The following is a 19,102-nucleotide window of genomic DNA, read 5'->3' on the forward strand; positions in this document are numbered from 1 at the left end:
ACAAAGCCATGTACCCTATTTTCCTGACGAATATTATTTACTTGTAAAAATAAATCACGAGTTACCATTGGTTCATGCCGCCCCTCAATAACCTCTCCCGGTAGCATTTTGCTTGTAATTAAACCACAATAAAACGGATTTGTAAATAGGTTGTGTAATCTTTTCTCCGAAATATCAACGCCCAATGTTTTTAATTTACGAGATATTTCTGCATTAGGAGTTTGTTTATATGCTTTCCATTCGAAAGCCTTCTTTAATATTTTACCTTCTTCATTTACTACTAAGTTACGCTCAGTTGCTTTTCCTTTATTCAGGTCAGTATAACCTCTTGGAGCAGCCCAAACCCAATGTCCTTTTATTAGCAGTTCTTTCATTCCGGTTACTACCTTGTCCCGCCTCAATTCATTGTCCATTTGCCCTACAAGGAAAAGAATATTTTGTTGAAACGAGCCAGCTGGAGTTGTTGGGTCTAATTCTTGCGTAACTGCCAATGTAATAATCCCATGCTTTTTGATTAAGTCATTTGCAATAGAAGCTCCATTAATACCTGAGCGAGAAAAGCGTTCATAAGAATATACGATAACGTAATTAATGCTTTTCGACCTCTTTACAAAGGTTAGCATCCTATTGAATTCTTTACGGTCATCAGTTTTTGCTGATTCGTAAGTTCCACCAAAATAGCCTACAACATTTAATCCCCTTCGTTCAGCAAATATTTCGCAATGCTTTTTCTGTGAACCAAGACTTGTATTATCTTCCTGGTCTGCCGATGAAACTCTTGTATAAATCACGGCATTATTACCTTCCTTGAATTTTTCAGGGACTTTTGGTGCAAATTGTTGAAAAAGGGATAAGTTGCTCATAAACTACATTTTTAGACTTACTCTCTACAAATATACTGATTCCCTGGATTTTACATAATACTACATCTCTTGCTCTACAACTTCTTCCTTTGATAAGGACTCAAGAATTAATAAAGAAAAGGTTTCAGCGCAATCAAAAAGGTTATTGTAATCCTGTTCTGTAATATCTTTGTATTTATTTCTTCTTTGCAGTTCCTCTATAGGAAGGCGTTGTTTTGCCCTCTGAGTAGCTTCCTGAATAGTATGTGAATCCGGCTTTTGCATAATTGCTATAAAAATTATGCTACAAACCTATACCTATTGCGTAGTCTGCTCTGGCTGGTTTTGCTCAGATTTTTTTATAATTGTCTTGAATATGTTAAATGTGGTTATTTTTGTTTGTATTTGTCTATTTGTAAAGTTGCCAATAGTAACTTGATGTGTGAATTTGCTAAAAGAATTGGCCATTTTATCATATAAATCATTGGTAATATAGCAAGAATTATAGCTTAAGGACTATAAAGAATATTAGAATTAGAACTGTGTGAATACTAAAAAGAAATTATTTTTAGCACTATTCAATCCCTTATAACTCATTCAAGATGTCCAATATTTCATTTAGCACATCTTTTTTTATCAAAGAATTTGTCGTTGTAATCTTCCGACGTAGATAATTTTGTGGCACTTGCTTTTTAATAAGCACCTTTGCCAATTTCCCCAAATTAATCAACAATTCTTTTTCAGGTGATTCACTTTGAAAAAAGTCATTGAGTGTAGCCTTTGAAAAATGACTACTAACGGGATTGTGACATTCTTGCAATCTTGAAAGTGTAATTCTATATTCATCCTGCATTTTTTGAAACTCAAGTACAGTTCCCCCGGCATCAGAATGGAGTTGCTTTGCTAAATGACGATAAAGTAGTTTGGCTTGCTCCACATTAGTAATACCCTGAAAATACTTCATAGCTGTTCAAATTCTTCAAGTGATATACTAAAGTGTTCCAGGATTAAAAGGAGTTGTTGTTTGTTGTAATAATGGCATCTGGTATTTCCGGCATTTGCAATTTGTTCTTTTAACGGAGGGCAAATTTCAATTTCACATCTGAGTTGCTGCATTGCCGACCTTACAGAAATACTATTGGGATATAACTTTTTTACAATGTCTTGTTTTAATATTGTTCTTCGTATTATCATATTTGAAAAATTTTGCGAGAAATGAATAATTTTTTGAAACAAAAAGCATTTTGAAAAGCATGCGTGGAATTAAACAGGATTTTATTACTAATAAAACAAAGTATATCGTAATAAATCAAAAAACACAAAGGGTCTATAAACACGAAAAGCCTCTGTAAGAGGCTTGTTGCAAGTGTTATATGTATTTTTTTAGGCACAATTCATTGTATTACACCCTTTGGTAAACCGTTCTGTAAATATATTAATTTGGAATTAAATTGGAAAATATTTTCATTATTGAAGGCCAAAACTAACTTTGAAAACCAAATACTCAAAAAAACACGTTAACCGTGTTAACTTTGTTAACTATACTTGTAAATAACAGAAATTCTGTCATTTAATGGTTAACAGGCTGTTGATCTCTATGTTAACCTGTGTTAACCATTAATTATGCGAAAAAAATGTAATAAACGAAAAAAGTCGGCTATTCACCGACTTCCTATTTTAGAGAATAAAAGCTTACTTTTTTAACACCTTCTTCAAAACTTCGTCTTTATCTAGCTTCTTGGTACAGAAGAACCAATCCTTACAATCTATTTCACTATCTTCCATTCTATCTTTTGCTGTACCACATGAACCCGCTGGGCTAATAATCACATCGTCTCCTGGTCTCCAATCAGCAGGAGTTGCTACTCCAAATTCATCAGCAGCTTGCATTGCAATTAATGCACGGTATAGCTCATCAAAGTTTCTGCCTAAACTTAAAGGATAATAAATGATAGCACGAATAATTCCTTTTGGATCAACAAAGAAAACGGCGCGAACAGCTTTAGTTGAATCTTCATTGGGTTGAATCATGCCATATTTCTTAGCAACATCCATTTTAATATCTTCAATCAAAGGAAAAGTAACTTCTATGTCTTTCATCCCTTTATATTCAATTTTTTCTTTAATGGTGCGTAGCCATGCAATATGACTGTACAAGCCGTCAATAGAAAGACCGATAAGCTCACAATTAGCTTCATTGAATTGCTTCTCCATATGAGCAAAAGTCATAAATTCTGATGTACATACAGGTGTAAAATCAGCAGGATGGCTGAATAAAATTGACCATTTGCCTTTATAATCTGAGGGGAAATTGATTTCACCTTGTGTGGTTACTGCTTTAAATTCCGGTGCAGGGTCACCAATACGTGGCATACTCACTGCTTGTAATTCTTGATTTTCTTCCATTTTTTAATTTTTAAATTCAACATTTATTAAAAGTTCCATTTATTTGCAATACAAAATTTTTTAGTTTAAACCCTTTAATGTTTTTTTTCTTGAAATAATCAGTTAACAGCTTGTCAAGTTCTTTATCGTTGTAATCCTCTATTAAATCACACTCCACACAATACAAATGATGGTGATTTTCCATAATTCCATCGTATCGCATAACTCCATTATCTGTTGTAACCTTCTTGACAAGTTTATTTTCGATTAGCGTATCAAGCACTTTGTAAATTGTACCCATCGCAACATTGGGATTTTCCTTTCTCACATATGCGAGTATGTTATCCGCTGTTGGATGATTATTAAGCTCATAAACAGCTTTTAACACAGCCATTCGCTGAGGGGTTACTTTTAATCCTTCGCTTTTAATCTTTTCGCTTATTTGTTCTGTCAACTTCTTCATTATATAATTTCTTTGCGGAGAAATATTCTTATTAAAGAACAAATAAAATTACGAAATGTTTACGATTTTAATAAGAAAACCGATTTATTTTTTTAAATATCCATTTTTTAGAAAACATTTTAGATTATTTGCTTTTTACAATTCTTTTAAAGTAGGTTGTTTCGGTAATTACGCCACAGAGTTGTTGTTTGGCATCCTTGACCAGCACCTTGTACACATTATTATCTTTCATTTCTTTTCCAATTAATATTAATGGGTCAGTTTCATTGAAAATGAGGATAGGTTTAAGGTCAATATCCGATATTTTCTGAGAAATATCTGTGCTGTTGTTTATTATATGGTCAAACAAGTTTCTTGTATTGAGTATACCTATTGGCTTATTAGTTGAGTCCATTACTACTAAAGAATGAATATGTTCTTCTTCAAATAATTCAATGGCTTCCTTAATACTTTTATCATAATTTATAGTAAAGACTCCTTTACTCATTACATCACCAGCTACATCTGGTGGTGCTTGTCCAAATATTACATTGGTAAATTTAACATACCATGCAGCCGATTGCGTTTGAATAATATAAGCTACAGCAATTATTAGCGCAATTTCCGAACCCTCAGAGCCGAACACAGTCATTGCAATTGCCAATGCAATAGAAAGGTTACGCAAAACACTTCCATATACCAAGGCAATTCCATTTGCACGTGTAAAGAAATACTTTCCAATTAGAGTACTTATAGCAAAGTTTGCAATATACAATATAGCTAATGGGATGGCATACTTTATTAAAACTGTTGGGTCGGCAACTATTGACTTTGCTTTTAATGCCATTGCTACAAATACTATACTTAACACTCCAAGAGTAGATATAGGTGGAAATATATTTTTTATATCTTTTTGGTATTTAGCCATTCCATACTTTTTTATGATGAATTGCTGAGTTATGTAACCAAATAGCATTGGAAGAAAAACAACCACTATAATTTGTTGAAATACTTTAGCCAAAGGAATTTCTATTTTTGCACCTAATAAAAGTTGCAAATACAATGGAGTAATTGCAGAACCTAAAATAAGACCTATTACTGTCATTTTTACAGCTTCTACCATATTACCTTTAGCAAATCCTGTCCAAGAAATAGTCATTCCTGAAGTAGGCAATAAAGAAGTTAACAACAGACCCAGCATTAAAATTGGATTTTCAGGAAAAAATAAACGACCAAGTATATACCCAATAAAAGGGATTAATATAAAATTAACAAGTTGAGTTGTAACCTGAACTTTATTGTCTCCTTTCGAAAAGACTTTTTTAATATTCAAGTTTACCATCATCGGATAAACCATGAGAAATGTCAACGGAAGTATTGTTGTTTTTAATCTTACGGCATCTATGTTTGCACCATATATTAAACCAAGCACCATAAAAGCGGGAATCGTAAAAACCAAGTTTTTTTGAAGAAATTGTAATATTTTCATATCTCTCTATTTTTATAATTTATCACAAACACATGTTTATTACATTTTTTTGATACCTTCAGAGTTACTTTTCTTTCTCAAATGGCCATGCTGCAACTCCACCTTCAAGCACTTTTACATTAGTGTATCCATGTGCTTGTAATAAAACTGCTGCTTCATAACCACGTAGTGAAATTTTACAATAAGTGATAATCTCTTTGTTTTTATCTTCCGGTAGTTCATTTAGCCTTTTACGGAGCATTCCTATCGGGATTAATGTCTCTCCAATACCTAAGCGTGTTTGTTCGTACTCATCAGCCCCACGGACATCCAGTATAAACAGGTCTTCTTTGTTATCCAGTTTTTCTTTTAATTCTAATGAAGATATTCCATTAAAAATACCGTGCATTTTATTTTGTAATATATGTGCTGATGCTATGCTATGGTCAATAGCTAAAGAAAACGGAGGTGCATAGGGAAAGTCGGCATTTACCATGTCATCAACCGTTAAACCACCTTTTATGGCAGTAGCCCAAATAGCCAGTTGTTTGCTTACATCGCCTGGGCCAAGGCATTGCGCTCCCAGAATTTTGCCAGTAGTTTTTTCTGCAAGCAATTTGGTTATTAGTAATTTACCATCCATAAAGCCTGGTTTATCAGGACTAGCATTTACAACTTTCTCAAAATCCATTCCTGCTTCCTTTGCTTTGGATTCTGATAATCCGGTTATCCCAATACCATAATCAAACAGTTTACAAATACCTGTTTGTTGTGTTCCCGGAAAAGTAGCAACATTTCCTTTAATAACATTTTCGCCAGCCACACGTCCCTCAAGGTTTGCAAGGTCGCCATAGGGAGCAAGTACGCTATTTCCTGTAATGATATTTTTAATTTCGCAACAATCTCCTGCTGCATAAACGTCAGAGGTAGACGTTTGCATGTGTTCATCGACAAGAATACCACCTAATGCTCCAATTTTTAGCCCTGCCTCTTTTGCTAGTTTAACATTGGGTTTTACACCTATGGCTACCACAGCCAATTCGCACGGGATTTCAGTTCCGTTTTGAAGTTTTACACCTGAAAGTTTACCATCCTTTCCAAGAAATTCTGCTACACCATTTTTGGTAATAACATTAGCCTTAGTCTTGAGGTAGTTCTCAACCAACTTAGCCATTTTCCAATCGAGAAATGTAAGAAGCTGAGGAAGCAATTCAATCATGGTAAGTTCGATGCCTGCTAAGTGTAAAGCTTCAAGTGTTTCAATACCTATTAATCCTCCACCAATAACAACGGCTTTTTTAATCTTACCTTCATCTCGGATTTTGCGCAAGTAATCAGCATCTTGCATCGACTGTAAAGTTGTTATCCCATTAAGGTTTGTTCCTGGTATTGGAGGCATATTTGCTGTCGCTCCTGTAGTAATGATTAACTTATCATATTCCTGAGAGCCTTGTTCTCCACTTGTTAAATCCTTAAATTCAATCTTCTTGTTTTTGATATCTATTTTTGTAACCTCGGTATTTACTTTAGCTAAAATACCTTTGGCGTTCCAATAAAACTTAGGGTCGCGAACCGCACCTGTGGGAGTGCAAAGTAATTTGTTGCGGTCATCGAAAAAACCTCCAACAAAATAAGGGTACCCACAGGATGCCATTGATAAATCAGGGCTTTTCTGAAATATTGTTATTTCTGCATTTTCGTCCATTCTTCTTGCCCTTGCAGCTGCTTTGGGGCCGGCAGCTGACCCACCAATTACAATTATCTTTTTTGCCATCATATTAACCTTTTTTATTAATTACTGTTCCTTTTATTTTAAAATTTGAATTCACAAGTTTCAACATCGTTTAATTAAATCTATCTCAAAGTCATGAATGGTTCTATGATTTAGTTTGTGCCGATTATAATTAATTATTTTACAGAAAGAAAACCATGTTTCTCCCAAATTTTTAATCCTTTTTCAGAAGTAATATATTCATAAAGTTTATTCACTTTCGGGTTATCGACAACCATATAACTTATAAATTCAATAGGCTTATGTGAGTTTTGAGGGAATGTACCAATAACCTTAACTTTTGTGGATTTAATAGCATCAGAGGCAAAAACAACACTTGCGCTTACCTCACCCAGCTCGGTATAGCTTAAAGCTGCCCTAACATCTCTGGCATTTATAAAACGACCTCTAAAAGCAGAATCCCAACCAAAGTATTCCAAACTTTGCATTAAGTATCTGCCTGCCGGAACTGTTTCAGGATTACCAATGCCAATTTTACCCTGAATAATATTTGGTAAATCTGTTTGTTGATTAATTTCTATGGATTGCAGCTTACTGTTTTTAGGAGCAACTAAAACAAGTTCGTTCTGTGCTACGGTATAAGATGTGCTATCTATAACTAATTGCTTTTCCTCTGCATAGTCAGCCCATTGTTTGCTGGCAAATATTATCATATCAGCAGGTGCACCCGATTCAAGTTGCCTAACAAGTATTGCAGAACTTGCCAGACTTAACTTAACTTCAATGCTAGTTTCTTCTCTAAATTTTTTAGCGATTTCCTTTACGGCATCTGTCATACCAACTCCGGCGAAAAGTATAAGGTTTTCGCATGGGGTTTGTTTACACCCTGTAAGTACAACTATTAACGATATGCTTATAATTAATCTTATCATATTAGTTTTAAAATTTTAAAATCATCCCTGTTTTAATTTGAGGAAAACTAAATTCCTTGCGAAATGCAATTAGTGCATCTAATTGTGTACAATGCGCTGGATATATGTTTTGAATATTCTGATTCTTTAAAAAGCGAATGGTTTCTTTGGTCTGTTTATTGTCTGTTTTTAGGTGGAAACCGCCTATAACTGCTTTTACTTTTGTTATACCTGTTACTTTTTGTGCATGTAGGATAGTATTACAAATACCTGAATGTGCACATCCGCTAATAATGATAAGTTCATCATTTTGCACTACGACTATGGCAGAATCATCTGGCACATAATCAGGTTGATTTTGTTTATCAATAAAAGGAGTAGTTTTTGATTCAAATTCAGTTAGTCGTGGAATTTCACCAAGAAAATAAATATCTTTAAAAACTATATAAGGTTGCTCTGTGGTTATCAAGTTATATTTGTGCTTAACTTCACCCTCTGTTAAGCCTAAACCAATATAACTGTTATCATTTCCTCGAAACCTTTCCATAAAACATAAAGGGTGGGTGATTAGAGCTTTGTCTTTAAGGTTTGCTAATCCGTTACCGTGATCCCAGTGTCCATGACTTAGAATAATGGTACTTACTTCTTTATACAAATCAATACCAAGCTTTGTTGCATTTTTGAGAAATACATCGCTGTGCCCTGTATCGAAAAGAATTTTATGCTCTTTTATTTCAATAAGATAAGAAAGTCCATGCTCAGCAAGGAAACTTGCTCCTGCATAATTGTCAGTTAATACGGTTAATTGCATGTAGTTTTTTCATTAAGATGAATGTTTAAAGCTTCTTCAACGAAATCAGGTACACCCATTGGATACCAGTTTTTACTATCGACAAAAACAACAGGCGAAATACCCATCTTTCGTAGTAATTCAGAACGAGCCTGATGGCAATAGCTAACATAATTGGCATGGTAAACATATCCCATCTGGTCAACCTCTCCATATCTGGGGCGTAATTGTATTTCGTCTGTTATCATAATCATTTTAAAATTCTATTCCTTTTCGAGCTTCAATGCTCGAATTATAGTAATGTTTAACTTCTTTCATTTCAGTTACCAGATCGGCAATAGCAATAATTTCTTCGGGGGCATATCGTCCAGTAATTATTATCTCTGTTTCGGGAGGTTTAGATTGCACTATTTTAATCAAATCCTTTACAGAGAAAAGGTTGAAGAAAAGTGCAATATTGGCTTCATCCAATACGATTACATCATAGGATGCTGCTTGAATAAATTTTTTGATTTCCTGTAATCCTTTTTGTGCGCTTTCAATATCTGCTTTTGTTGGCTCTTTTTCTATAAAACAACCTAAACCGTATTGTTTTAGAGTAATTGTAGGCGAAAGCTTTTGCAGTACAGTGATTTCAGAATAAGGCTTGCCTTTTACGAATTGGGCAAAAAACACCTTTTTCCCAGCGCCAACCGCCCTGATTGACAAACCTATGGCTGCGGTTGTTTTTCCTTTTCCATTGCCTGTATAAACCTGAATAAACCCTTTCATTGGCTAAGTGTTATAAGTTCTCGTGTAATAATTAAATCCATTAAAACTCGACTTCTTTATTTTACCGTTTTGTATAAGTTGTTCAAGTACAGAGTGATCAGCGGAATCTTTTTCAAGTAATTCGTCAATGGTATCTTCCCTTAAAGGGTGAACGGATGAAATTGTAAGAATATCTGCCTGAGCATCGCCAGTGTATCCTGTGTCTGTCCCTTCAAACCCCGTAAGGGTTTCTACATTAATGTTGTGGTTTTTAAATATCTGCCATGCTTCCGCAATCCGAGCCTCCGAAACAGGTTTTACTCCCTTTTCAACAGGTGGACGAGTAGGGATTGATATATATGCTTTATTTGGTTTTAATCCTGAAATAAATTTTGCGGTATTCTGAATATCAGATATACTATCGTTATACCCTTCAACTAGCATAGTCTCAGTGTTTAAGATTCCTTTATAATCATTGCTAAAGATTTTAATCCCTTCAAGAATTGCATCAAGATTTAGCCAAATATACGGGCGGTTAATTTTTTTCCAGGATGCTTCATTAACCGAATCTATTTTAACCGAAACCCAATCGGCATTATATAAATCGTTACGGGTATGTTCTTTGTCTAATAAACTTGCATTGGTAATTACCGCAACAGGCAAACCTAATTGCTGCAATTGCCTGATTAAAGTACCCAGGTTTATATCAAGGGTAGGTTCTCCATTGGCAACAATGGTAAGGTATTTCGGTCGGTGTGTAAGGTCTATTTTTTTTAAATGCGATTTAACTTTCTCGTAAATGTGCTGTGGTTTGTAAAGTTCAGTCCTGAACATCGACTTATTGGAGGTTTCTCCAACCTGGCAGTACACACAGGAATAAGAACACTGTTTTGGTGGTAAAATATTGTTAATTCCTAAACTTGTAATTAACCTTCTTGAAGGTACTGGCCCAAAAATTATCATAGCAAATTAAATAAATCGTTTAAACAGAGAAGTAAAAATATGACCTCCAAAGCCAAAGGTGTTGTTCAACGCCGTATTTATTTCTTTATTAACCGCTTTGTTTGGGGTTAAATTCAGGGCATTGTCTATATCAGGGTCGGTTTCGTTAAGGTTCATTGTTGGAGGGACAACACCTTCTTTAATTGCCATAACACACGCTACTGCTTCAACAGCCCCGGCAGCACCCAATAAATGACCAATCATCGACTTGTTTGCACTTACATGTAGACTTTCCAGGTTATTGGAAAACACATTGCAGATAGCTTTACATTCGCTTAAATCACCCACAGGGGTTGACGTTCCGTGTGCGCTGATATAATCAATGTCAGAAGGTGCAAGCCCGGCTTCATTGATGGCATCAAGCATTGCTGTAACAGCTCCTTCACCTTCGGGATGTGGTGCTGCAATGTGATAAGCATCGGAACTAAAACCACCTCCGGCTAATTCGCAATATATTTTTGCTCCTCGCTGTTTGGCATGTTCCAGTTCTTCTAATAATAGTACGCCTGCACCTTCACCCATTACAAAACCATCACGGGTTTTATCGAAAGGACGAGAAGCCGTTTCGGGACTGTCGTTTCGCGCAGATATAGCTCTCATAGAACTAAAACCACCAATACCAGATTGTGTTACACAGGCTTCTGAACCACCTGCAAAAATAGCATTGGCCTTGCCTAAACGAATAAGGTTAAAAGCATCAATTATGGCATTATTACTTGATGCGCAAGCAGATGTAGTAACATAACTAACACCTTTTAAACCATAACGTATGGAGATATACCCGGCTGCCATATTAGAAATAAGCTTGGTAATAAAGAAGGGACTAAACCGTGATATCTCCGGGTTACGGTTAAAGCTAGTCACTTCGTCTTCGAAAGTTTTTATCCCTCCTATACCCGAACCCCATATTACCCCGGTTCGTTTTAAGTCTGTTTCGTCTAATTGAATTTTTGCATCAGCCAAGCATTCTTCCATAACTGCAATGGCATAGTGTACAAAAGCATCTTGTTTGCGGACTTCTGCTTTTTCCAGATATTGTAAAGGATCGAAATTTTTTACTTCTGCTGCAATCTGTGTTTTTAAATTAGAGGCATCGAACCTGGTAATCTTTGATATTCCGTTTTTACCTTTAATAAGATTGTTCCAAAAATCGTTTACATTATTACCAATTGGCGTTAATGCTCCCATACCTGTTACTACTACTCGTTTCATACGTGTAATTTTTACTATTAATTGTCATATGGAACCCATAAGAATTTTCATAGCCTACTTAATAAATTTAGAATGATGATAATTCTTATGAGTTTTATAATTCAATGTTTTGGTTTATACTATTTTTTCTGCCCCGGAGAAAATTTCCTGTACTTCAACAACAGCAACACCATAACCTGGCAAATCAGCTCTGTTCCATTTTTTCATGTCGTTGAACTCATCGCCTTCCGTTTTGTAACACACGCTTCCTTTTAATTGATATGATTTTGTCTCTTTTGTAATAAATAATACAGTTACTTTTTTACTGTTTTCAATGCTTTCAAGTGTCTTTTTAAACTTGTTATTCGCAATTAGTACTTTGTTATCATTGAATAATGCTGCCTGTGTAGCATAAATTGAATTTGGAATACCTGCCTCAGAAACTGTAGTTAAAACTATAGCATCTTGTTTATTGCTCCATTCTTTTTTTATTAATTCCGGTATTGTTATCATTTTGTAATTTTCTTTTAGTTATAATGTTCTAACTCTTTAATTGCTTTTAAAGAGTTGTGTTTATTGGTAAAGTCCTTGTCGAATAAATTGGTTACTAAACCTTCGGATAGTTTACTAAATATCATATCGTGTCCTACACACAATCCCATTGAAATGTTAAGTTCTGTTTTATGATTATTTAAAAAATCAGCCTGTCCGGCAGGATTGCATAATATACGCTTACTTTCACCTCCTAACAGCTCCTTTTTAGTTAGGTTGCCGTATTTACAATCAACAGAATATACGTTGAAATATTTTGATAAATAATCACTTAACACTTTTGCTTCGTGAGAAAAAGAAATGCAATGAGCAATACCTATCCGTTTGAAATTAGTACTTTGAGCAAAGTTTTTTATTTCTTCAATTCTGTTTGTTCTTAATTTAGAGCAATCGGCATTTGATTGCATGATTGCCCTAAATTCTTTCGTGTATAATCCAGTCATATTTATTCGTCCGTTATTTTAAGTCTGTTGGTAAATGCACATCCATATCACCATAATCAAGGTTTTCGCCTGCCATACCCCAAACAAAAATATAATTAGAAGTACCGGATGCGCTATGGATTGACCATGCGGGAGAGATTACAGCTTGTTCGTTTTTCATCCAAATATGCCTTGTTTCGTCGGGTTTACCCATATAATGGCATACTGCTTGTTTTTCAGGTACTTCAAAATAAAAATAGGCTTCCATACGGCGGCTATGTGTATGGGCAGGCATGGTATTCCAAACACTTCCCGGTTTTAATTCGGTCATGCCCATTTGTAATTGGCAGGTTTGCACATTGCTGTTTACAATAAGCTTATTAATTCTTCGAGCATTCGATTCTTCCAATGAACCTAAATCGATACATTCAGCATCATCAAGGGTTATTTTTTTAACCGGGTACGATGCGTGTGCAGGAGCTGAATTTAAGTAAAACCGGGCAGGTGTCTTCTTGTCAGAACTTTTAAATATAACCTCTTTATTTCCTGAACCAATATACAGCGCTTCTTTGAATTTAAGTTCGTATTCAGTTCCATCAACACTAACAACACCTGTTCCTTTTCCTACATTTATTACGCCAAGTTCCCTACGAGCTAAAAAGAATTCGGCTTTAAGTGCATCTACTGTTTCCAGTTTCAGTTCTTTGGAAATTGGTACTGCTCCGCCTACTATAAAACGGTCGTTGTGGGAATATACAATGTATATCTCATCATCTTCGAGAATGGTTTCAAGAAGAAATTTATCCCTGATTTTTTGGGTGTTATAACCTTCAAAATCTTGCGGATCTGTTGCGAATAGTTCTTTAAAATTCATCTTGTAAATATTTTATGTAGTTAATTATCATAAGCCCATTTTAAGTATATCGAACCCCAGGTAAAACCGCCTCCAAAAGCTGATAAAATAAGCTTATCGCCTTTTTTTAGGTCTTTTTCAAGCTCCCACAAGCATAAAGGGATAGTGGCAGCCGTAGTATTGCCGTAACGTTCAATGTTTATTTTAATCTTATCTTTCGTTAGCCCCATTCTTTTACCTACAGCTTCAATAATGCGGAGATTTGCCTGATGTGGAACAAACCATGCCAGTTCTTCAGCACTTATATTATGTTTTTTCATCATACCAACAGAAGTATCAGCCATACTTGTAACAGCAACTTTAAAAACCGATTTTCCTTCCTGGTATATAAAATGTTCTTTTGCATCGACAGTTTCGTGTGAGGCGGGTCTGAGAGAACCTCCTGCTTTCATATACAAAAAGTCTTTTCCTGAACCGTCAATATGCAAATCGTGGTCAAGTACCCCTGTTTTTTCTTCAGTGGGCTCTAACAGCATGGCAACGGCAGCATCGCCAAATAAAACACAGGTTGTGCGGTCAGTATAATCTGTTATTGACGACATTTTATCGGCTGCCACAAGTACTACTTTTTTGTGTTTGCCAGTTTCAATAAATTGTGATGCTGTTTGAAGGGAAAAAAGAAAACCCGAACAGGCAGCACTTATATCAAATCCCCATGCATTTTTTATCCCTGCTTTATCAGCAATTAAACAGGATGTTGACGGAAAAAACATATCGGGAGTAACGGTAGCGGTAATTATCAAGTCAATTTCTTCGGCTGATGTATTGGTTTTTTGTAGAAGCTTTTTAACGGCTTCTGCACCCATATCGGATGTTGCCAGACCTTCTCCTTTTAAAATCCTTCGTTCTTTAATACCAACCCGTTTGGTAATCCATTCATCGGAAGTATCTACCATTTCACTTAGTTTTTCGTTGGTTAATTTGTAATCTGGCAAGTATGCCTCTATTCCTGAAATTTTTGCAGTTATCATATTTTGTCTCCTATTGTATTTTTATCATATTAGATTAAGTACCTGATTTAATATTGTTCCTACAAGTATGGCAGTAATTAGCATGATTAGAACAGACTTTAGCATATCCTTAATACCCAACTCTTTAATTAAAACAGAAAAGGTTGCTACACATGGAAAATAAATTGCCAACACCACCGAAGCCACAATGAGTTGATTAAGTTCTAGTTGTAATGGGATTAACATACCAACAGCCAGGTCTTTTCTCAACAATCCTAATATCAATACGCCAACAGCCTCTTTGGGCAATCCTAAACAGTGCACGAATAATGGAGATGCGACTTTTTCAATGCCGTGTAAAATGTTAAAAGCATATAGAACATTAGCTAGCAAAACACCAAATAACATAAAAGGGATGGCTTCTTTAATAAACCATTTTATGCGCATAAACACTTTTTTAGTAATCCCTTTAAAATATGGCAGGCGATAAGGCGGTATCTCCATAAATATTTCGGGAGAAGTGCCTTTGACCGTATGTTTTAATATGTTTCCAACAATAAACCATACAATCACAAGAGTGGTAAACACAATTAATAAACCTTTATAGCCATAACTACCTAACAAGCCAAACAGCATTGCCTGTAGAGCCATACATGGTATTGCTATTGACAATAATGTGGCGGTAATAAATTTCTCTTTACGTGTTTCAAGAATTCTTGTGGCAAGAGCTCCTGGTACATTACACCCCAACCCTAAAAGCATAGGTATTATTGAAAGGCCGTGTATACCTGCCTTATGCATGGTGGTATCCATCATTACAGCCACCCTTGGCAAATACCCGGAATCTTCCATGAGTGCCAGAATGGTATAAAAAGAAAATACATATGGCAATACGATACCTATTGGGATATATAACCCTGTTGTAAGTAAGCCGAAAGATGTTTCATAATTTAGTACTGTATTAAACTCACCAAATAATAGTTTAGATAACAACTCATTGTTTTGAAGTAGGGCAGACAACTTACCCAAAACGGGTGTCCACAAGGAATTAAACAACGGATTTGATATATGCTCAATTATGCCCTCGCTAACAAAACGAATAGATAAGAACATTAACACCATGATTATAAGTAAAATAGGAATACCGGTAACCGGTTTAATAGAATAATCACGCAGGGCTTCTAAAAAAGTATGATGTTTATGCTTGATATGCTGTATTTCCTGTAATATATTTCCAATTGTATTCCAACGATCTTCATTATCAAAGTCAAAATCAGACACTTTAACTTCTTCTAATGAATTAACAAGTTTACTAATCCCTACCCCGGTTAACGCACAGGTTGGTATGCATGTAACATTAAGAATACACTCAAGCTTTTCAACATCAATAAAAATACCTGTGTGTTCAGCTTCGTCAAACAAATTAAGGGCTGCTACAAACGGAATTTTCTGCTTTATAAGCTGAAGGGTAAGGTTTAAGCTGCGCTCCAGATTAGTTGCATCGATAACGTTAATAACAACGTCTCCTTCTTTCAGTAATTCAACGGCTATTTCCTCTGCTTTGCAAGTAGGTTCAAGTGTGTATGTACCAGGAACATCAATAAGTTGATGCCTTTTTCCGCTAATTGATAGAAAACCCCTGGTGTAATCAACAGAAGTTCCCGGGTAGTTCGATGATATTACATCAACCCCGGTAAGCCTGTTAAAGATTACGCTTTTCCCGACATTCGGATTACCTATTAGTAATATGTTCATCTGTTTATTTAATATTTTAATTTGCCAGATGGAACTTCACATAATCAAATAATTATTATGAATATCTTATTAATTATTTGGCCATGTTTCGTTTCATTTTACATCAACTATTATTTTTTGAGCAATTCCCGAACCTATGGCTACCTGAGTGTTTCCTAATTTCACAACTACCGGGCCCCGTTTTGATTGTTTTGAAACCAATTCTATTTCTTTTCCTATATAAAGCGAAAGACTGTCCATTCTTGCCAACAATTCTTTACCACCCCTAATTTGCTTTATAATGCCTTTTTCAGCCCTCTGCATTTCACTAAGTATTTTTGTCATCTCTATTAATTACTGGTCAATTGTTGTAATTCTTCTTTATTTGGAAAGTCGTTATGATGCCCTTTTTTGATTATTGTGCCATCCTTTATTAATACCAGACCAGGATTCGACCGCACAATCGTTTTAAGCATAATGTCATCTGCTGCATAAAAGTGAAAAGGCAATTGATATTACGAAGTGCAAAAGTCAATTTCTTCGCTTATCGATGCTGTTGCCAAATAAAAGTTATAGTTGTGTTGTCTGCTAAAATCAAAGTTGGTCTTTAGTTTTTCCAGTCCTTTCATATTTGCTATATTTAGTTTGTGAGAGATAGCAAGAAATACATAAGAGGAATTGTGTAAGATAGAATCTGTAATATTTTCACCTTCGTTATTAGTAAAATAAAAATCATGAATTGGTGGGTGATATCCTCTTCTTACCAGTTTCGATTTGGTTTCTACCCATTGCCAGGTAGAATCAATACTTGCAATATCTTCGAGGGCAAATTCTCTAAGTTGATCACCTTTTTTATACATAACAGAATATGTAAAAGAATCGGTTGGCATTCCTTCCGGAATGGTCATTGCATCAGGAATAAAAGTTCCTGTTTTATAAGGGCGGAAGTCGATATAAGGAAGGTGATGATAGGTTTGCGCTGAAATAAATAAAAACCCGGTAATTGCCACTCCTGTAATTACCCATTGTTTTTTTAACCCTAATGAACTTATTAATTTGTTTCGGTTTAGAAAAACAGGAAAGAGAATAGCAACAATAACCAGATTTTTGAAAAAGGTTTGCCAATTAGTCATAACAATGGCATCCCCAAAACAACCACAATCAGTAACAGGATTATAAATGGCTAATATGAAAGTAAGCGGTGTAAAAACAAGCATATACACCGATACCATCCATATAAAAAAACGTTGAAAAACACCAAATACCAAACCTACACCTAACAGGAACTCCGACATATTCAGCAGGATTGAGAAAGCCAAAGACAGAGGTTCAAGAAATCCCAAGTTAAATGCATTAAAATAATCTATTAGCTTGTATGTTGTTCCCAAAGGGTCTATACCTTTCACAAAACCGGAAAACATAAATACAAGACCTATAAATATCCGGCAACCAATTAATAGTAAATTTAGTATGTTATTTATCCTCATTTTTACTTATTAAATTTCTAAAATATTATACAGATGATTCATCCGTTCCTGTTTGGTATTCATATATTTTTTATTGTATTTATTTGGTTTTATAACCAAAGGAATACGCTCAACAACTTGTATGTTATTTAATTCAAGTCCCGATATCTTTTCTGGATTATTTGTAAGCAGGTTTACCTTCTTAATCTCCAGCAGTTGAAGAATTGAAGAAGCGATGTGGTAATTTCTTTCATCGGGGGCAAAGCCCAGTTGAATATTAGCTTCAACTGTATCTAAACCCTCTTCCTGGAGTTTGTAAGCCTTTATTTTGTTCATTAAGCCGATGCCTCTTCCTTCTTGTTGCAGGTAGAGGAGTAGCCCTTGTCCATTTTGTTCAATTATAGTCATGGCTTTTTCGAGCTGTTCTCCACAATCACACCTGAGCGAGCCAAATAAATCACCTGTTGCACAGGCAGAATGGATTCGGGTTAACACAATATCATTTTCCACAAAGGAGCCTTTTAACAAGGCAACATGCTCAAGTCCTGTTTGCTTCTCTAAAAAAGGAATTAACCTAAAGTGGCCATACTTACTAGGCAACTCAACACACTCTCCTTTTTCTATATTATCATTCATTTATCTACCAGTTTTATATCCATCATTTACTTTATATGGTTAGATTTTCTCAATAACCGCTTTAATGTCTGCCGGAGGAGCAAAATACATCCATGATGTAACCAATACTTCTGCACCAGCTTTGGCATATTCAGCAGCGTTAGATGCATTAACACCTCCGGCAGCAATAATGCAAATTGATGGATTTATCTTTTCGCATTCTTTTTTACAAATGGGAAAATCATTCGGTGGAAGCTTATCCATTTGAATTACATCAGCTCCTGAGCTTGCAATTAGTTTAGCTTCGGAAATATTATGTGCTTCCACAACTATCTTGCGTTCTTTTTGCTTGTTCCTGATTTTTGTAATTACGTTTTCAATATTTTCATATCCCCCTGAAAACAACAGGTGTTCCCTGAAAATAAGGATTGTATCAGATAAACCTGTACGATGAGGTATTCCTCCGCCCGCCATGAGAGCCTTTAATGCAATTTTTTTTAGATACGGTGGATGTTTCCTGGTTCCGGCTACCTGAATATTCTGGTTTACAGCATGAGCTGCCTCAACTAAGGAATTGGTTCGTGTAGCAATTCCAGATGCAAATTCAATCATGGCAAGCCCTGTGCGCCAAATTAAGTGAATGGCTTCGGCATTTCCTTCCGCTTCAAGCATTTTATCTCCTTCGGATAATTTTGTCCCGGAAGGAACACTATGCATTATTTGTAAGCCGTTTTTCCGATACATTCTTTCTGCCTCTTCAATGCAGCATACAACCATGGAGTGACGGGCAAATAATGAAATACGTCCTGTTTCTCCTTTAAAATCCATTAAATAAGATGTCATATCGCCAGCAGGCACATCGTCTTCAATTAAACGGTCAATATCTGTTTCTGTGAAATAAATCATTTGTTTAAGTCTGTATTAAATATTTACATTA

At 35.3% G+C, this 19,102-nt stretch carries 22 protein-coding genes and 1 pseudogene; all 23 read right to left on the reverse strand.

Annotated elements, in window-relative coordinates; translation table 11 throughout:
• Positions 1-29: 29 nt before the first annotated feature.
• Positions 30-863 (reverse strand): annotated as a pseudogene (locus tag OM074_RS21490) (recombinase family protein); the annotation flags it as partial.
• Between the two features lie 60 nt (positions 864-923).
• Entirely contained in the window at positions 924-1,127 is a 204-nt protein-coding gene (locus OM074_RS13680; protein ID WP_301200340.1) for a hypothetical protein, read from the reverse strand.
• A 301-nt stretch (positions 1,128-1,428) separates the two neighbouring features.
• A complete protein-coding gene (locus tag OM074_RS13685; protein WP_301200342.1) occupies positions 1,429-1,806 on the reverse strand; it encodes a hypothetical protein in 378 nt (125 codons plus the stop codon).
• Positions 1,803-2,036 carry a DUF4248 domain-containing protein gene (locus tag OM074_RS13690; protein WP_301200344.1) on the reverse strand — a complete coding sequence of 78 codons (234 nt, stop codon included), beginning with the start codon at positions 2,034-2,036 and terminating at the stop codon, positions 1,803-1,805. Before OM074_RS13690 ends, OM074_RS13685 begins: the two co-directional genes overlap by 4 nt.
• Positions 2,037-2,534: 498 nt before the next feature.
• Positions 2,535-3,248: a peroxiredoxin gene (locus tag OM074_RS13695; RefSeq protein WP_301200346.1), complete on the reverse strand. Its 714-nt coding sequence runs from the start codon at positions 3,246-3,248 to the stop codon at positions 2,535-2,537.
• A gap of 16 nt (positions 3,249-3,264) precedes the next feature.
• Complete coding sequence (locus tag OM074_RS13700) at positions 3,265-3,690, reverse strand: Fur family transcriptional regulator (protein WP_301200348.1); 426 nt, start codon at positions 3,688-3,690, stop codon at positions 3,265-3,267.
• A gap of 124 nt (positions 3,691-3,814) precedes the next feature.
• The gene (locus OM074_RS13705; protein ID WP_301200350.1) at positions 3,815-5,158 is read right to left on the reverse strand and encodes a bile acid:sodium symporter; all 1,344 of its coding nucleotides are present in this window, start codon (positions 5,156-5,158) and stop codon (positions 3,815-3,817) included.
• Positions 5,159-5,222: 64 nt separating this feature from the next.
• Positions 5,223-6,914 carry an FAD-dependent oxidoreductase gene (locus OM074_RS13710; RefSeq protein WP_301200352.1) on the reverse strand — a complete coding sequence of 564 codons (1,692 nt, stop codon included), beginning with the start codon at positions 6,912-6,914 and terminating at the stop codon, positions 5,223-5,225.
• A gap of 131 nt (positions 6,915-7,045) precedes the next feature.
• Positions 7,046-7,801 (reverse strand): molybdate ABC transporter substrate-binding protein, encoded by a 756-nt coding sequence (gene modA / locus OM074_RS13715; RefSeq protein ID WP_301200354.1) that lies wholly within the window; start codon positions 7,799-7,801, stop codon positions 7,046-7,048.
• 7 nt (positions 7,802-7,808) lie between these two features.
• Entirely contained in the window at positions 7,809-8,591 is a 783-nt protein-coding gene (locus OM074_RS13720) for an MBL fold metallo-hydrolase (RefSeq protein ID WP_301200356.1), read from the reverse strand.
• Positions 8,582-8,818: an acyl-CoA thioesterase gene (locus tag OM074_RS13725; RefSeq protein ID WP_301200358.1), complete on the reverse strand. Its 237-nt coding sequence runs from the start codon at positions 8,816-8,818 to the stop codon at positions 8,582-8,584. The genes OM074_RS13720 and OM074_RS13725 overlap by 10 nt, the downstream gene beginning before the upstream one ends.
• Positions 8,819-8,825: 7 nt before the next feature.
• Positions 8,826-9,341 carry a cob(I)yrinic acid a,c-diamide adenosyltransferase gene (cobO, locus tag OM074_RS13730; RefSeq protein ID WP_301200360.1) on the reverse strand — a complete coding sequence of 172 codons (516 nt, stop codon included), beginning with the start codon at positions 9,339-9,341 and terminating at the stop codon, positions 8,826-8,828.
• Between the two features lie 3 nt (positions 9,342-9,344).
• Positions 9,345-10,283, reverse strand: coding sequence for a radical SAM protein (locus OM074_RS13735; protein WP_301200362.1), 939 nt, complete (start codon positions 10,281-10,283; stop codon positions 9,345-9,347).
• Positions 10,284-10,289: 6 nt separating this feature from the next.
• Complete coding sequence (gene fabF / locus OM074_RS13740; RefSeq protein WP_301200364.1) at positions 10,290-11,534, reverse strand: beta-ketoacyl-ACP synthase II; 1,245 nt, start codon at positions 11,532-11,534, stop codon at positions 10,290-10,292.
• 114 nt (positions 11,535-11,648) lie between these two features.
• Complete coding sequence (locus OM074_RS13745; RefSeq protein WP_301200366.1) at positions 11,649-12,026, reverse strand: pyridoxamine 5'-phosphate oxidase family protein; 378 nt, start codon at positions 12,024-12,026, stop codon at positions 11,649-11,651.
• Between the two features lie 14 nt (positions 12,027-12,040).
• Complete coding sequence (locus OM074_RS13750) at positions 12,041-12,508, reverse strand: DUF1847 domain-containing protein (RefSeq protein WP_301200368.1); 468 nt, start codon at positions 12,506-12,508, stop codon at positions 12,041-12,043.
• A 13-nt stretch (positions 12,509-12,521) separates the two neighbouring features.
• Positions 12,522-13,361 (reverse strand): 5-dehydro-4-deoxy-D-glucuronate isomerase, encoded by an 840-nt coding sequence (kduI, locus tag OM074_RS13755; protein WP_301200370.1) that lies wholly within the window; start codon positions 13,359-13,361, stop codon positions 12,522-12,524.
• Between the two features lie 20 nt (positions 13,362-13,381).
• Positions 13,382-14,371 carry a beta-ketoacyl-ACP synthase III gene (locus OM074_RS13760; protein ID WP_301200372.1) on the reverse strand — a complete coding sequence of 330 codons (990 nt, stop codon included), beginning with the start codon at positions 14,369-14,371 and terminating at the stop codon, positions 13,382-13,384.
• 24 nt (positions 14,372-14,395) lie between these two features.
• Positions 14,396-16,105, reverse strand: a complete 1,710-nt coding sequence (locus OM074_RS13765) for a ferrous iron transporter B (RefSeq protein ID WP_301200374.1) — start codon at positions 16,103-16,105, stop codon at positions 14,396-14,398.
• Between the two features lie 93 nt (positions 16,106-16,198).
• Positions 16,199-16,429: a FeoA family protein gene (locus OM074_RS13770; protein WP_301200376.1), complete on the reverse strand. Its 231-nt coding sequence runs from the start codon at positions 16,427-16,429 to the stop codon at positions 16,199-16,201.
• A 170-nt stretch (positions 16,430-16,599) separates the two neighbouring features.
• The gene (locus OM074_RS13775) at positions 16,600-17,571 is read right to left on the reverse strand and encodes a BT_3928 family protein (RefSeq protein ID WP_301200378.1); all 972 of its coding nucleotides are present in this window, start codon (positions 17,569-17,571) and stop codon (positions 16,600-16,602) included.
• Between the two features lie 9 nt (positions 17,572-17,580).
• Complete coding sequence (gene ribA / locus OM074_RS13780) at positions 17,581-18,186, reverse strand: GTP cyclohydrolase II (protein WP_301200380.1); 606 nt, start codon at positions 18,184-18,186, stop codon at positions 17,581-17,583.
• A 39-nt stretch (positions 18,187-18,225) separates the two neighbouring features.
• Positions 18,226-19,071, reverse strand: a complete 846-nt coding sequence (gene modD, locus OM074_RS13785; RefSeq protein WP_301200382.1) for a ModD protein — start codon at positions 19,069-19,071, stop codon at positions 18,226-18,228.
• Positions 19,072-19,102 lie beyond the last annotated feature (31 nt).

Source organism: Plebeiibacterium marinum, assembly GCF_026013615.1.
GTDB classification, from domain to species: Bacteria; Bacteroidota; Bacteroidia; order Bacteroidales; family Marinilabiliaceae; genus Saccharicrinis; species Saccharicrinis marinus_A.